Annotated in this window: 11 protein-coding genes; all 11 read right to left on the bottom strand. The window is 67.9% G+C overall.

The features are described 5' to 3' along the window. Positions 1 to 41 precede the first annotated feature (41 nt). Positions 42 to 1,205 (bottom strand): deoxyguanosinetriphosphate triphosphohydrolase, encoded by a 1,164-nt coding sequence (locus DF286_RS10145; protein ID WP_109271323.1) that lies wholly within the window; start codon positions 1,203 to 1,205, stop codon positions 42 to 44. Then, positions 1,202 to 2,812 (bottom strand): SPOR domain-containing protein, encoded by a 1,611-nt coding sequence (locus DF286_RS10140; RefSeq protein WP_146193597.1) that lies wholly within the window; start codon positions 2,810 to 2,812, stop codon positions 1,202 to 1,204. Before DF286_RS10140 ends, DF286_RS10145 begins: the two co-directional genes overlap by 4 nt. A gap of 123 nt (positions 2,813 to 2,935) precedes the next feature. Next, on the bottom strand, positions 2,936 to 4,390 hold the full coding sequence (gene ftsZ, locus DF286_RS10135; protein ID WP_109271321.1) for a cell division protein FtsZ: 1,455 nt from the start codon (positions 4,388 to 4,390) through the stop codon (positions 2,936 to 2,938). A 109-nt stretch (positions 4,391 to 4,499) separates the two neighbouring features. Next, positions 4,500 to 5,759 (bottom strand): cell division protein FtsA, encoded by a 1,260-nt coding sequence (gene ftsA, locus DF286_RS10130; RefSeq protein ID WP_109271320.1) that lies wholly within the window; start codon positions 5,757 to 5,759, stop codon positions 4,500 to 4,502. Between the two features lie 22 nt (positions 5,760 to 5,781). Next, on the bottom strand, positions 5,782 to 6,699 hold the full coding sequence (locus tag DF286_RS10125) for a cell division protein FtsQ/DivIB (protein WP_109271319.1): 918 nt from the start codon (positions 6,697 to 6,699) through the stop codon (positions 5,782 to 5,784). Continuing rightward, entirely contained in the window at positions 6,696 to 7,637 is a 942-nt protein-coding gene (locus DF286_RS10120; RefSeq protein WP_109271318.1) for a D-alanine--D-alanine ligase, read from the bottom strand. The genes DF286_RS10125 and DF286_RS10120 overlap by 4 nt, the downstream gene beginning before the upstream one ends. After that, positions 7,621 to 8,604, bottom strand: a complete 984-nt coding sequence (gene murB / locus DF286_RS10115) for a UDP-N-acetylmuramate dehydrogenase (protein ID WP_424141253.1) — start codon at positions 8,602 to 8,604, stop codon at positions 7,621 to 7,623. Before murB ends, DF286_RS10120 begins: the two co-directional genes overlap by 17 nt. 95 nt (positions 8,605 to 8,699) lie before the next feature. Beyond that, complete coding sequence (gene murC, locus DF286_RS10110) at positions 8,700 to 10,112, bottom strand: UDP-N-acetylmuramate--L-alanine ligase (protein WP_109271316.1); 1,413 nt, start codon at positions 10,110 to 10,112, stop codon at positions 8,700 to 8,702. Continuing rightward, a complete protein-coding gene (murG, locus tag DF286_RS10105) occupies positions 10,109 to 11,266 on the bottom strand; it encodes an undecaprenyldiphospho-muramoylpentapeptide beta-N-acetylglucosaminyltransferase (protein WP_109271315.1) in 1,158 nt (385 codons plus the stop codon). The genes murC and murG overlap by 4 nt, the downstream gene beginning before the upstream one ends. After that, positions 11,263 to 12,465 (bottom strand): FtsW/RodA/SpoVE family cell cycle protein, encoded by a 1,203-nt coding sequence (locus tag DF286_RS10100; RefSeq protein WP_109271314.1) that lies wholly within the window; start codon positions 12,463 to 12,465, stop codon positions 11,263 to 11,265. The genes murG and DF286_RS10100 overlap by 4 nt, the downstream gene beginning before the upstream one ends. Beyond that, complete coding sequence (gene murD, locus DF286_RS10095; RefSeq protein WP_109271313.1) at positions 12,462 to 13,739, bottom strand: UDP-N-acetylmuramoyl-L-alanine--D-glutamate ligase; 1,278 nt, start codon at positions 13,737 to 13,739, stop codon at positions 12,462 to 12,464. Before murD ends, DF286_RS10100 begins: the two co-directional genes overlap by 4 nt. Between the last annotated feature and the right edge of the window lie 29 nt (positions 13,740 to 13,768).

The raw sequence follows: 13,768 nt of genomic DNA, 5'->3' as shown, positions 1-13,768 counted from the left end.
AGATGGCGCTGTAGCGGATGGCCAGCGCCAAGGTCCAGCGCCTAGAAGCCTTCGGGCAGCTCCACCGGGCCGACCAGCTCGCGATATTGGCGGATGGCGAAACGGTCGGTCATGCCGGCGATGAAGTCGCCGATGGCGCGCAAGGTCGGCACGGGCTCAGGCGCGGCGGGTTGCCACTCGGGGGGAAGCAGGCAGACATTGGTGCGATAGGCCTCGAACAGGCGGGAAAGGACCCGCTCCGCTTCGTCTGCCACCGCCTTGACCGGGCCGGAGCGGTACATGCGCTGAGAAAGGAAGGCTTTGAGCCCCCGCTCCTCGCGCGCCATCTCGTCCGAAAAGCCGGCAAGAAGCCGGCCCGCCTGCCGCACATCGTCGGGGCTGGCGACGCCGCTTTCGTCCAGTCGGCGGCGGGTTTCCTCGAGCACGTCGTTCACCATCCGGCCGATCTGGTCGCGGACCAGCTCTGGGATGAGGCGCTGCTCGTCGACCTTGGGGAAGCGGCTGCGCACCGCCTGCCAGCCGCGGCCGGTAAGCGGCACGGCGAGCAGTTCGTCCAAGGTGAAGAGGCCGGCCCGGAGACCGTCGTCTATATCGTGATTGTCATAGGCGATATCGTCGGCGATCGCGGCGACCTGCGCCTCCAGGCTCGGCCAGGTGGCGAGGTCGAGCGGGAAGGCGGCATCGGCTTCGGCAAGCGCCCAGCCGGGGCTGGCGACGGGGCCGTTATGCTTGGCGAGCCCCTCCAGCGTCTCCCAGCTGAGGTTGAGACCGTCAAAAGCAGGATAAGGCGTTTCCAGGCGGGTGAGGAGGCGGATGGTGTGGGCATTGTGATCGAAGCCGCCCGCCTCGACCATGGCCGCCTTCAAAGCATCCTCACCGGCATGGCCGAAGGGCGGGTGTCCGATATCGTGGGCGAGGCACAGCGCCTCGGTCAGGTCCTCGTTCAGGCCAAGCGCGCGGGCGAGCGTGCGGCCGATCTGTGCGACCTCGAGGCTGTGGGTGAGTCGTACGCGGAAATGATCGCCGTCGGGCGCAACGAAGACCTGGGTCTTGTGGCGGAGGCGACGGAACGGGACCGAATGGATGATGCGGTCGCGGTCGCGCTGGAAGGCGTCGCGGGGGCCGCGGGTGGCCCCGCGGTCCTCGGCGTGGAGGCGGCCACGGCTCCGGGCGGGGTCGGAGGCGTAAGGGGCCAGCGCCCTCACTGGACGGCCAGCTTCTCGATCTCCTGCCCCTCCGCACTGGTCCAGCTGAAAGCGGCCAGATCCGCCGCGACCAACGCGTTCACGAAGGCCTGCGCCTCGGTCTCGGATTCGAAGGGACCCACGAGAAGGCGATTAGTGAAGCGCAGCGGGGAGGTCCAGGCGGTCTTGCCCGAAAGAAGGTCGGGCGCCTTCGCCTTCAGTCGCTTGAATTCGCGCGGCAGGCCGTCCTTGTTGGCGCCACCCGCGATCTGGACCCAGTGCCGGCTAGGCGCGGCCGCCTTGGGCGCAGGGGCCCTTTGCTCGCCCTGGGCGGCATCGGGAACCGCAGCGACGGCCTCGCCGATGTCGGCGAGGCGCGGCGGCGTGCCCGGTGTCGGCGGGCCGAAGGGAAGACGGACGACCGGCGGCTTCTTCGCCGGCGGCGTGGCAGCGGCGGTCTTTGCTGGCTTCGTCCGTTCGGGCGCGCTCTTCTGAGAGGCCCCGGCCGCGCTCGCCGACCCTGTTGGGGCCGGCTTAGCGTCGGCGGCCGGAGCCGGGGCTGGGTCCGACGGCTCGGACTCCTTTTCCGACGAGGGCAGCGGGGCCGTCCGAACCGCCGTACGCCCGCTCCGCTGAGTGGGCGGCGCCGATGCCGGCTCGGCAGTTCGCTGCGCCTTCGCGAAGGGCGCCTGCCTGACGGTGCCGTCGCGGCTGCCGGGGCGGCGGCGGGCCGACGTCTTATCGGGTTCGGCCTGGGCCGCCCTGCGCGAGGAGGCGGTTGGGCGGCTGGGGCTCGTTGCTTGGCCGGTGGCGGGACCGGCGTTGGCATATTGCGTCTGAGCCGGCGGTGCGGCGGCAGCGTTCTGGGTGCCGGCGGTCGGAATGCGGCCGAAGTGGACCGCCATCGCCCGCTCGGCCGGCGTGAGCCAGGGGAGACGCGCGAAGAAGGGCTGGAGCGCCGACGCCTGCGCCGGCAGCACGGCGCGGGTCGCCTCAGTCGCTCCGGCCGTATCGCCGGTCAGCGCGAGGATGAAGGCCCGGGTCCGCCAGGCGCCGCGATCCTGCTTGCGCAGCAGGTCGTCGATCGTCTTGATCGCGCCATCGCGGTCTCCGCTGATCGCCAGCGACAGGGCCAGACGCTGGCGGACATCCGGATCCTCGCGATAGGCGAGAGACATGCGATAGTCGGCCTGGGCACGGATGGGGTCCCCGGTCAGGTCGTAGGCGAGGCCGCGGTCGCCGGCGAAGGTCCGCTCGAGGATGCCCATGCTCTTCGCCTCGGCGAAGAAGCGCAGCGCGGCCTCCGGCTGCTCCAGCAGCACGAAGGCCGAGCCCATGCCCGCCTTCACCCGGCCGTCGCGCGGCGTCACCTCTTCGGCGCGGGCGAAGAAGGTCAGCGCCGTCTGCGGATCGTTGAGCGCAAGCGCGGCCTCGCCGGCACCCTTCAACGCATTGCCGTTGCGGGGGGATTCGGCCAGCGTGCGCAGATGGCGGGCGAGCGCCACATCCGGCGTCTCGCGCAGCTGGCTACCGCTGTAGACGTGCCGGATTTCCTGCGCGCCCCCTGCGGAGCTGGCGAAACCGACCACTAGCAAGGCGGCGCCGAGCCTTAGCGTGTTCATCTTCATGGGAATCATGCCGCCGATAAGCCCATCCAAAGCTAAACCGACGATGTATGGACCCGATGATCCACGCCCAATCGGTGCCTACCGTCGATAAACGGGTGGCACCGATCGGACCGCGGTTGGGTCTTACTGATTGTTCTGGCGATTGAGGAACCGCGGAATATCGAGCGGATCGCGGCTATGCCGGGCCGGCGCTTCCTCTTCGACCTGCGCCTTGGCCGCGCCGCGGGCGATGTTCGACATGCGCTCGAACAAGGTGCCGCCGGCACGCGGCGCCTGGCGCGCCTCTTCCTGGCCGGTGAGCCAGCTGCGGTTGCCGGACGTCGGCTCCTCCGCCGGAGTCTCCTCCGCCGCCGGGACCGTCTCTTCGCCCGCCAGCATATCGCCGCTGCCAAGCAGAAGCTCGTCGCCCGTCTCCTCCTCAACCGGTGTTTCCAGCCCGAGCTCCGTCGACGCTTCCTCCTCGAGGGTCAGCTCGGCAGCCGGAGCCTGCTCCTCGGCCTCTTCCGATACGATCACGGGCTCGGCCACCGGCATCGGCTTCGGAGCCTCGGCCACGCGCGGCGAGGACGGGAAGGCGAAGACCTTGGCCGGCGCCGGCTGGATCGCCACGGCATCGGCCTCGATGCCGGTCGCGACGACCGAAACCCTGATCTTGCCGTCGAGGTCGTTGTTGAACGCCGAGCCCCAGATGATGTTGGCATCCGGATCGACCAGATCCTTGATGTGGTTGGCGGCCTCGTCCACTTCCATCAGGCGCATGTCCTCGCCGCCGGTGATCGAGATGATGACGCCCTTGGCGCCCTTCATGCTGACGCCGTCGAGGAGCGGGTTGGCGATCGCCTGCTCGGCGGCCTCGAGGGCGCGGTTGTCGCCCGAAGCCTCGCCGGTGCCCATCATCGCCTTGCCCATCTCGCCCATCACCGAACGGACGTCGGCGAAATCGAGGTTGATGAGGCCCGGCATGACCATGAGGTCGGTGATGCCGCGCACGCCCTGCTGGAGCACCTCGTCCGCCATAGCGAAGGCTTCCTTGAAGGTCGTATTCGGGTTGGCGATGCGGAACAGATTCTGGTTGGGGATGACGATCAGCGTGTCGACATGCTGCTGCAGCTCCTCGATGCCCGCGTCGGCCGAGCGGCCGCGGCGCGTGCCTTCGAAGGCGAACGGCTTGGTGACGACGCCGACGGTGAGGATGCCCTTGTCCCGCGCCGCCTTGGCGATGACGGGGGCCGCGCCGGTGCCGGTGCCGCCGCCCATGCCGGCCGCGATGAAGCACATATGGGCGCCGTCGAGCGCCTTCTCGATCTCCGCGATCGTCTCCTCGGCGGCAGCCTTGCCGATCTCGGGGCGGGAGCCGGCGCCGAGGCCCTGGGTGATCTTGAGCCCCAGCTGGATCTTCTGGTCCGCCAGGGACGCGTTCAGCGCCTGCGCATCGGTATTCGCGACGAGGAAATCGACGCCCTGAACATCGCTGTTGATCATGTTCGCGATCGCGTTGCCACCCGCGCCACCGACGCCGATCACGCTGATCCGGGGACGCAGCTCGTCAACTTCCGGACGGATGAAATCGATGCTCATTTGGTTGACTCCCCTGTGCTCACGGCGCCCCCACGAAGCACCTTGCCGACTCTTTTGCACGATGCGATTCGCGGGCGGAAGCAAAAAGTTAACGTGGGCATAATTTTTCCTAATAGTTGCTTTTGAACAATGAGATGAGGCGCTGCATCATGCCCTCCCCTTCGCCCTTGCGCGTGCCCTTTTCATTCCCGCCGAACCGCCTCAGGTCGAGCTCGTTCGACGCCGCGAACAGAGCGAGCCCCGCCAGGGTGGTAAAGGCGGGTCCGCTATGCGCATCGGGAAGGCCGGGCAGCTTCGGCCGGCCGACCCGCACGGCACGGCCGAGCACGCCTTGAGCATAGTCGGCCATGCCCTTCAGTTCCGAGGCCCCTCCGGTCAGCACAACCTGCCTGCCGAACGGCCCGGCGAAACCCAGATCCTTCAGCGCCTGCGCGATCTCGTCCATCAACTGCTCCAGCCGCTGGCGGATGATGGCGATGAGCTGGGCGCGCGTAATCCGCGTCGTCTCCGCCCCCTCCTCTGCGCCGGCGATCGGAGCGATGTCGATCATGTCGTGATTGTCGCGGGGGGAGGTGGTCGCCGAGCCGTAGAAGCATTTCAGCCGCTCCGCCTCCACCCGCCGGGTGCCGAAGGCGGAGGCGATATCGTCGGTGATGTCGATGCCGCCGATGGGGAGCGACTTCAAACCGACCAGCATTCCGCCGGCGAAGACCGAGACGTTGGTGACGCCCGCGCCCATCTCGACGAGCGCCACGCCCAACTCCCTCTCTTCCTCGCTGAGACAGGCCCGGCCGGCGGCGACCGGCGAGGCGACGATGGCGGAGACGCCGAGATGCGCCGAGCGAACGCACAGGTCGAGGTTGCGAACGGGCGACGGCTCGGTGGAGATGACGTGAATGTCCACGGTCAGCTTGTCGGCGTGAAGGCCGAGCGGCTTCTTCACCCCCTGCAACCCATCGAGCGTGTAGAGGGCGGGCAGCGCGTGGAGGAGAATCCGGCCTTCCGGATTGATCGAATCCCGTCCGGCAATGAGCAGATTGTCGATATCGCTCTTCTCGATCTTGCGGCCGCCGATGCCCACCTCGACGCTGGCGACGGTGCTGACAAGGCCGCCCGCCGAATAGCCGACGAAGGCGTCCTCGACATTGGTGCCGGCGATGCGCTCGGCCTGCTCCACCGCCTCGCGGATGGCGGCTTCGGTCCGCTCCATGTCGGCGACATAGCCGCGCTTGACGCCGCGGCTCTCGCGCTGGCCGGTGCCGAGGATGCGCAGCTCGCCCGCCTCGCCCGGCTCCGCGATGAGGGCGGAGACCTTGGACGAACCGATGTCGAGGGCGGTGACGAGCTTGCGGCCCGGAGGCTGCGGCATCCTCCTGCTCAACGGCGCGCCCTCATATCGTCGTCGCCGCGTCGATCGCGGGCGGCGGCGCCGCGGCTTCCATTTCGGGCACGGAGCTGCCGGGAACGTCGGAGACACGCACGACGATCTTCCCGGGTATGCGCATGTCGAAGCGGACGAGGCCTCGGCCCAGCAGCTGCGCCGCCTTGTCCATCCGCGCGAAATGAATGAGCGCCTTCTTGGCCGCCTCCGCTCCTTCCGGCAATGCAAGCACCTCCCCCGACTGGAATCTGATATCCCAACGCCGCCCGCCAATCCAGGTTGCGCCGGCGAGCATCGGCTTCAATTCCGGGGTCGCCGCGAAAAGGGCGACAAGCTCGTCGGCGTGATGATTGGCGGCTGGACCGATGACGAGCGGAAGGTCCGGCATCGCCTCGAGCTTCACATCCTCCAGCACGACGCCGTGGCGGTCGATAAGGGCGAGGCGCTGGTTATGCTGCCACACTGCCGCCGGCGTGCGCTCGACGACGTCGACGACCAAAGTGTCGGGCAGGCGGCGCGACACCCGCGCTTCCTCGACCCAGCCGAATTTGAGCAGTCGCTCGCGCGTGCCGTCGAGGTCGATGAGCGGCATCGCCATCGATTCCTGATCGAGCGCGACCGCATAGACAGGGAGGCGCTGCATCCGCTCCAGCCCCTTGATCTCCACCCGTTTCACGGCGAAGCCCGCCTCGCCGACTGCTTCGCCGGCGCTCCAGGCGATCGCGCGCGGAATGCCCATCGCCACGGCGACGGCAATCGCGACGGCCAGCACCATTCCCAGGAACAGCCAGAAGCCGATCCGCCGCAGCGCCGCGTCACTGATGGGGAGCGTGTCGGCCGGCTTGGCGCGACCTTTGCCGCGCGCCGGCGTCTTGGATCGCGGCCGGGACTTCGCGCTCGAGGAGCCACGGGCGATGCGTGCGCTCATCCACCCCCCCCTTTCAGCGCCTCGTCGATAATGCGCTGGACGAGTTCGGCATAGGAGAGGCCCCGATACTTCGCCTGCTCGGGCACCAGGCTGAGCGGCGTCATGCCGGGCTGGGTATTCACCTCGAGAAGGTAGAGACCCTCGACGCCGCGCTCGTCGTCCCAGCGGAAATCGGATCGCGACGTGCCCTTGCAGCCGAGCAGCCGGTGCGCCTGCAGCGCCATCTCCATCGCGGCGTCGCGAATGTCGTCCGGGATCTCGGCCGGGCAGACATGCTGCGTCAGGCCATCGGTATATTTGGCGTCGTAATCGTAGAAGCCCTGGGTCGGCTTGAGCTCGGTCACGGCGAGCGCCTCTTCGCCCAGCACGGCGACGGTCAGCTCATGGCCCTTGACGAAGGGCTCGGCGAGCAGGCGCTCGAATTTCTGCCATGGCCCCGCCACGTCGCGGCCGATCGGATTGCCGTAATTGCCCTGATCGGTGACGATAGCGACCCCCACGGAGGAGCCCTCGTTGACGGGCTTCAGCACATAGGGACGTGGCATCGGGTCTTCGCTGTAGAGGCTCTCGCTCTCAATGATCCGCCCCTCGGGCATGCGGATGCCGTGGGGCACCAGCACCATCTTGGTGAGTTCCTTGTCGATCGCGATCACCGACGTCTCGACACCGCTATGGGTGTAGGGGATCTGCATCAGATCGAGCATGCCCTGGACGGTGCCGTCTTCGCCCGGCGTGCCGTGGAGCGCGTTGAACACGACGTCCGGCCTGATGCCGGCCAGCACCTGCGCGACGTTGCGATCCATGTCGACGCAGGTGACCTGGTGGCCGAGGCTTTCCAGCGCCTCGGCTATGCCCTTGCCGCTGGACAGGGAGACTTCCCGCTCGGCCGACCAGCCGCCCATCAGAACCGCGACGTGAAGCTTATCCGGCACGCTCATTCTCCACTTTCGTCACCCCGGCGGAGGCCGGGGTCTCAGGGAGACCCGCCGCGACCTCTTGTCCTGGGATCCCGGCTTTCGCCGGGATGACGCCATTCCCCACCCTCTGTATCTCCCACTCCAGCTCGATGCCGCTGTGCTCGCGGACGCGGCGGCGCACTTCCTCGCCCAGCGCCTCGATGTCGGCGGCCTTGGCCCTGCCGAGATTGAGCAGGAAATTACAATGCTTCTCCGACACTTGGGCATCGCCGATGGTCAGCCCCCGGCAGCCGGCGGCATCGATTTCCTTCCAGGCCTTGGTGCCCGGCGGGTTCTTGAAGGTGGAGCCGCCGGTGCGGCTCCTGAGCGGTTGGCTTGCCTCACGCTCGGCCGCGATGCGGTCCATCTCGGCGCCGATCTCGGCGCGGTCGCCCGGCACGCCCTCGAACAGCGCTTCGACCACCACAGCGCCTTCCGGCACTTCGCTGTGACGATAGGTGTAGCCGAAACGCTCGGCGGGCCAGGTCTCGATCGTGCCGTCGCGCAGGACGAGGGTCGCCTCCACGAGAATGTCGGAGACTTCGCGGCCATAGGCGCCCGCGTTCATCCGCACCGCCCCGCCGGCCGTGCCGGGGATGCCGCGCAGGAATTCAAGGCCGGCGATGTGCGCGTCGCGCGCCTTGCTGGCGACGGTGATGCCCATCGCCCCCGCTCCGGCGCGGACACGATTGCCGGGCTCGATATGCACATGCGCAAGCGTCTTGGGCAGCCGCACGACCACGCCCGGCACGCCGCCGTCGCGGACGATGAGGTTGGAGCCGACGCCGACGGGGAGGACGGGAACGGAAGGATCGAGGTTGCGGAGAAACTGCGACAAGTCCTCAACACTCGCCGGTCGCACCAGCCATTCGGCCGGGCCGCCGGTGCGGAACCAGATGAAGTCCGCCAGGGAACCGCCCGCCTTGGCGGTTCCTGCCAAACCCGGAATCTCCGCTCGTTCCGAGCGAAGTCGTGGGGCGTTTTCGCCGGCGTCAGTGCCGCGCCCCTCGACTTCGTTCGGGACGAACGAGGTGGGTTGCCTCGTCACCGGCACAGCCTCGCATCCTTGATGCAGTCCGCCAGCCCGGCCGCCCATTTGGTGATGTCGCCGGCGCCGAGGCAGATGACCATGTCGCCCGGAGCCGCGATGTCGCGAAGCTGGCGGGCCAGGTCCTGCTGGTCGGCAACGCTGCCCACCATGCGGTGGCCGCGCTGCTTCAGGCCTTCGACCAGCGCCTCGGAATCAACACCCTCGATCGGCTCCTCGCCAGCGGCATAGACGGGGGCGACATAGACGATGTCGGCATCGTTGAAGGCGCCCTGGAACTCCTCCATCAGATCGCGCAGGCGCGTGTAGCGGTGAGGCTGGACGACGGCGATCACGCGTCCTTCCGCGCCCTCGCGGGCAGCGGCGAGCACCGCCATTATCTCCACCGGGTGATGTCCGTAATCGTCGATGATCGTAACGCCGTCGATCTCGCCGACCTTGGTGAAGCGGCGCTTGACGCCATGAAATTTCTCGAAGCCCTTGGCCACGATCTCGTCGGGGATGCCCATCTCGAGGGCGACGCCGATCGCGGCCAGCGCATTCTGGACATTGTGGCGGCCCGGCATGGGCAGCTCGACACCCTCGATCGTCCGCACCTCGCCGGCGCGGTCGCGGACGGAGACGTCGAAGCGGTTGCCGCCGGGGATCGGCTCGACATTGTCTGCACGCACATCGGCCTGCGCCGCGAAGCCGTAGGTGACGACGCGACGATCGCGAAGGCGGGGAATGATCGTCTGCACTTCCGGGTGATCGACGCAGAGGAGCGCAGCGCCGTAGAAAGGGACATTCTCGACGAACTCGACATAGGCGTCCTTCGCTTTCTCGAAGCTGCCATAATGGTCGAGATGCTCAGGATCGATATTGGTGACCACCGCGAGCGTGCCGTCCAGGCGAAGGAAGCTGCCGTCGCTCTCGTCTGCCTCGACCACCATCCAGTCCGACTTGCCGAGGCGGGCGTTGGAGCCATAGGCGTTGATGATGCCGCCGTTGATGACGGTAGGATCGATGCCGCCGGCGTCGAGCAGCGCAGCGACCATCGAGGTGGTGGTCGTCTTTCCGTGCGTTCCGGCGATGGCGACGGTCGCCTTGAGGCGCATGAGCTCGGCGAGCATCTCGGCACGGCGGACGACGGGTATGCGGCGCTCATAGGCCGCGTCCACCTCTGGGTTGCCGCGCTTGATGGCGGTGGAGGTGACGACGACCGCGGCGTCGCCCAAATTGTCCGGGTGATGGCCGATGGCGACGGGAATGCCCTGGCGGCGTAAGCCTTCGATCACATAGCCTTCGGCCACGTCCGAGCCCTGCACCTTGTAGCCCAATATATGCATCACCTCGGCGATGCCGGACATGCCGATCCCGCCGATGCCGATGAAATGGATGGTGCCGATGTCGGTCCCGACACCCCTCATGCCATGGCTCCGCCGGCCGGAACGGGACGGAAGGCGACCTCCTCGGGGCCGACGAGGGCCGGCGTCTGGCTCATCCGCTCGACGAGGTCGGCGAGGTCCTTGGCGGCATCCGGGCGACCGCAGCCCTTGGCCCGCTCGGCGGCATTGGCGAGCGCTTCCGGCTCCAGACCCAGCTTCTGCATCTGCTTGGCGAGCTCGACCGGCGTGAAGGCCAATTGCGGAATCATGCGGGCGCCGCCGCTCCGCGCCATCTCGCGGGCGTTGAAGGTCTGGTGGTCGTCGGTCGCGCTCGGCAGCGGGATGAGAATGGCGGGCCGGCCGGCAACGGTCAGCTCGGCGATGGTGGAGGCGCCAGCGCGCGCGATGACGAGATGGGACCAGGCGAGGCGCTCGGGAAGATCGGGCATGTACGTAGCAAGGTCGGCCGGGATGCCGAGGCCGGCATAGCGGGCGCGGACCTCCTCTATGTCCTCGGCACGGCATTGCTGCGTCACCTGCAGGCGGCGGCGGAAATGCTCGGGGAGCATGCCGAGTCCGTCCGGAACCACGCTCGACAGGATCGTCGCACCCTGGCTGCCGCCGGTGACGAGGACGCGGAAAATGCCGTCCTCGGTCAGCGCCGGGAAAGGCTGGTCGCGGAGCGCCAGCACCTCGTCCCGCACCGGGTTGCCGACCAAATGGACCTTGTCCAAGTGCCGAGGTTTCAGCCGCTGAACATCGGGATAGGAGGTCGCGATGGCGTCAACCCTGCGGGCGAGCAAGCGGTTGACCCGGCCAAGCACGGCATTCTGTTCGTGAATGAGGGTCGGAATGCCGTCCCGCTGGGCCGCGAGCAGGGCCGGAAGCGCCGGGTAGCCGCCGAAGCCGACCACCGCCGAGGGGCGGAACGTCTCGTAGAGGCGCGAGGCCATGGCGCGACCGGCGAGAATGTTCTTCAGCGCCTTCAACCAGCCGATCGGTCCGCCGCCCAGGCGGCCGGCCGGGAGGATATGGACCTGCACGCCGTCGAACAGGCCGGGGATGCGAGCGCCCCGCTCGTCGGTGACGAGGGCGACGCGGTGGCCGCGCGCGATCAGCTCCTCGGCCAGCGCGTGGGCCGGGACCATATGTCCGCCGGTTCCTCCGGCCGCCAGAACATAGTGGCGCGAGATCATCCGCCGCTCCATTTCACCACATAGGGAGAGCGATGGAGATAGGGGTTTCGCCGCGTAAAGGCGAGCAGCAATCCCATGCCGAGCGCCAGCGCGATCATCGATGAGCCGCCATAGGAAATGAACGGCAAGGTCATGCCTTTTGACGGCGCGATCTGGACGTTGACGGCCATGTTGATCAGCGCCTGCAGCCCGAACTGGCAGACCAGGCCGGCGGTGGCGAGGACGAGGAAGGGATCTTCCTCGTGCAGCAGCTTGATCAGCACGCGGGCGACGATGCCGAAATAGAGAAGCGCAATGGCGAAGCAGGCGATGAGGCCGAACTCCTCGCCGATGACCGAGAAGATATAGTCGGTGTGCGGCTCCGGCAGGCGGAATTTGTGGGTGCCGGCGCCCGGCCCGACGCCGAACAGTCCGCCGGCGGTCAACGTCCGCATCGCGCTGTCGGTCTGGTAGGTGTCGGTCGCCTCGGTGGCGAAGAGGAAGGCGTCGATGCGCTCGGTCGCGACGGGATAGAAGAAATAGGCAAGGACGATGCCGGCCAGCGCGGCTCCGCCCAGGATCATGAGGAAGCGCATCGGCACGCCCGCAAGGGTCAGGAGAAGCACCCAGACGGCGGCGAAGATGATCGTCTCGCCGAAATTGGGCTGCTGCATCAAAAGCAGGGCAACGACGGCGGTCAGGAGGCCGGTCAGCGGCACGACCGGCAGCGTCTTGTCCTTGTCCCTGAGCGACAGCAGCCAGGCGAGGCTGACGATAAACAGGGGCTTTAAGAACTCGGAAGGCTGAAACTGGGCGAAGCCGTAGCCGATCCAGCGCCTGGCACCATTGATTTCCTGGCCGACCATCGGGGTCAGGAAGAGGAAAAAGGCGAAGATCACCGCCCCGGCGATGCTGAGGCGCCGCGCCTTGGCCTTAGGCAGCATCGAGACGGCGATCATCACCGGCACGGCGACGAATATCCACATCAGCTGACGGTAGAAATAATAGAGCGGCGCGAAGGTGACGCTGCCGCCGGAATAGCGCGCGCCGGCCGCCGGCGACGCCGCCGCCACGGCGATGAGCCCGATCGAGATCAACACGGCGATGAGCAGCAGCAGGACCCGGTCGATTTCCCAGAACCAGCGACCGAGCGCGCTCCGGTCGGAGCGGCCGAGCCGGTTCGCCATAGCTCCGCGAACGCCATCCTGAACGATCCTCATGGCAGAGCCTCCACCGCCGCGCGGAACGCATCCCCCCGCGCTTCATAGTCCCGGAACTGGTCGAAGGACGCACAAGCCGGCGAAAGCAGCACGACCTCCCCCGCTTGCGCCGCGTCGGCGGCCGCGCCGACCGCCTGCGCCAGCATTTCGCATTGGCTGACCGGCACCTTGCCGGCCAGAAGCTCGGCGAACATCGGCCCCGCTTCGCCGATCGTGTAGGCCGCCTTCACATGATCGAAAAAGGGCTCGCACGCTTCGAGATCGTCCGATTTCGGCAACCCGCCCAATATCCAGTGCACCGCGGGATAGGCGGCGAGCGCCGGCGCCGTCGCCGTGGGATTGGTGGCCTTACTGTCGTTGACGAACAGGACGCCATTCCGTTCGGCCACTCGTTCCATCCGGTGCGGAAGGCCGGGATAGGTTTCGAGCGCCCGCGCGATAGCCTCGTCGCCGATGCCGAGCGCGCGGCCGACGGCCACCGCCGCCGCGACATTCTGCGCATTGTGCGGCCCCTGCAGAGAGGGCCAGCGCGACTGGTCCTTGATGTCGGTCGAGGCGACGAGGACGCGCTTGCCGCCCAGTTGGCCGGCGATGGCGCGAGTCCAATCGTCCTCCGCGGCGATGACGGCGACATGCTCCGGCGACTGCATCAGGAACAGCCGCGCCTTGGACGCGGCATAATCGTCGACGCCGTCGTAGCGATCGAGATGATCGGGCGTGATGTTGAGCAGCACCGACACGTCGCAGTCGAGGCTGTGCGTTAGGTCGATCTGGTAGGATGAAAGCTCCAGCACATAGACGCCGCCCTCGGGCAGCGGATCCTGCCCCAGGATCGGCGCCCCGATATTGCCGGCCATGGTGGCCGGCAGGCCGGCGGTCTTGAGGATGTGATGGACGAGCGCCGTGGTCGTCGACTTGCCGTTGGTGCCGGTGATGCCGACCACCTGGTGGGGCGGCAGCGAGGCACGGGCTTGCGAGAAAAGCTCGATGTCGCCGATCACCGGCACATTCGCTTCCCGCGCGCGCTCGGCGATCGGGTGACGGTTAAGCGGCACGCCCGGCGAAACGACGATCCCGTCCAGGCCATAGAGCGCCGTGGCCATGGGGTCGGCGACGCGGGCCTTGTCGGCTACCCCCGCGCGCGCTTCCTCGCGGGCGTCCCAGGCAACGATCTGCGCGCCGCTTGCCGCCAGTGCCTCGACCGACGCCAGCCCCGAGCGAGCTAGGCCGAGAACGGCATATTGCTTGTTCCGGAAGGCGTCCGAGGTGATCATCACCGTCCCCCTTCGCCACCCCGGCGGGA

This window comes from Sphingosinicella humi, from assembly GCF_003129465.1.
Taxonomy (GTDB): Bacteria; Pseudomonadota; Alphaproteobacteria; order Sphingomonadales; family Sphingomonadaceae; genus Allosphingosinicella; species Allosphingosinicella humi.
The sequence above is the reverse complement of the archived record's forward strand: the minus strand, read 5'-3'. Positions and strand labels throughout refer to the sequence as shown.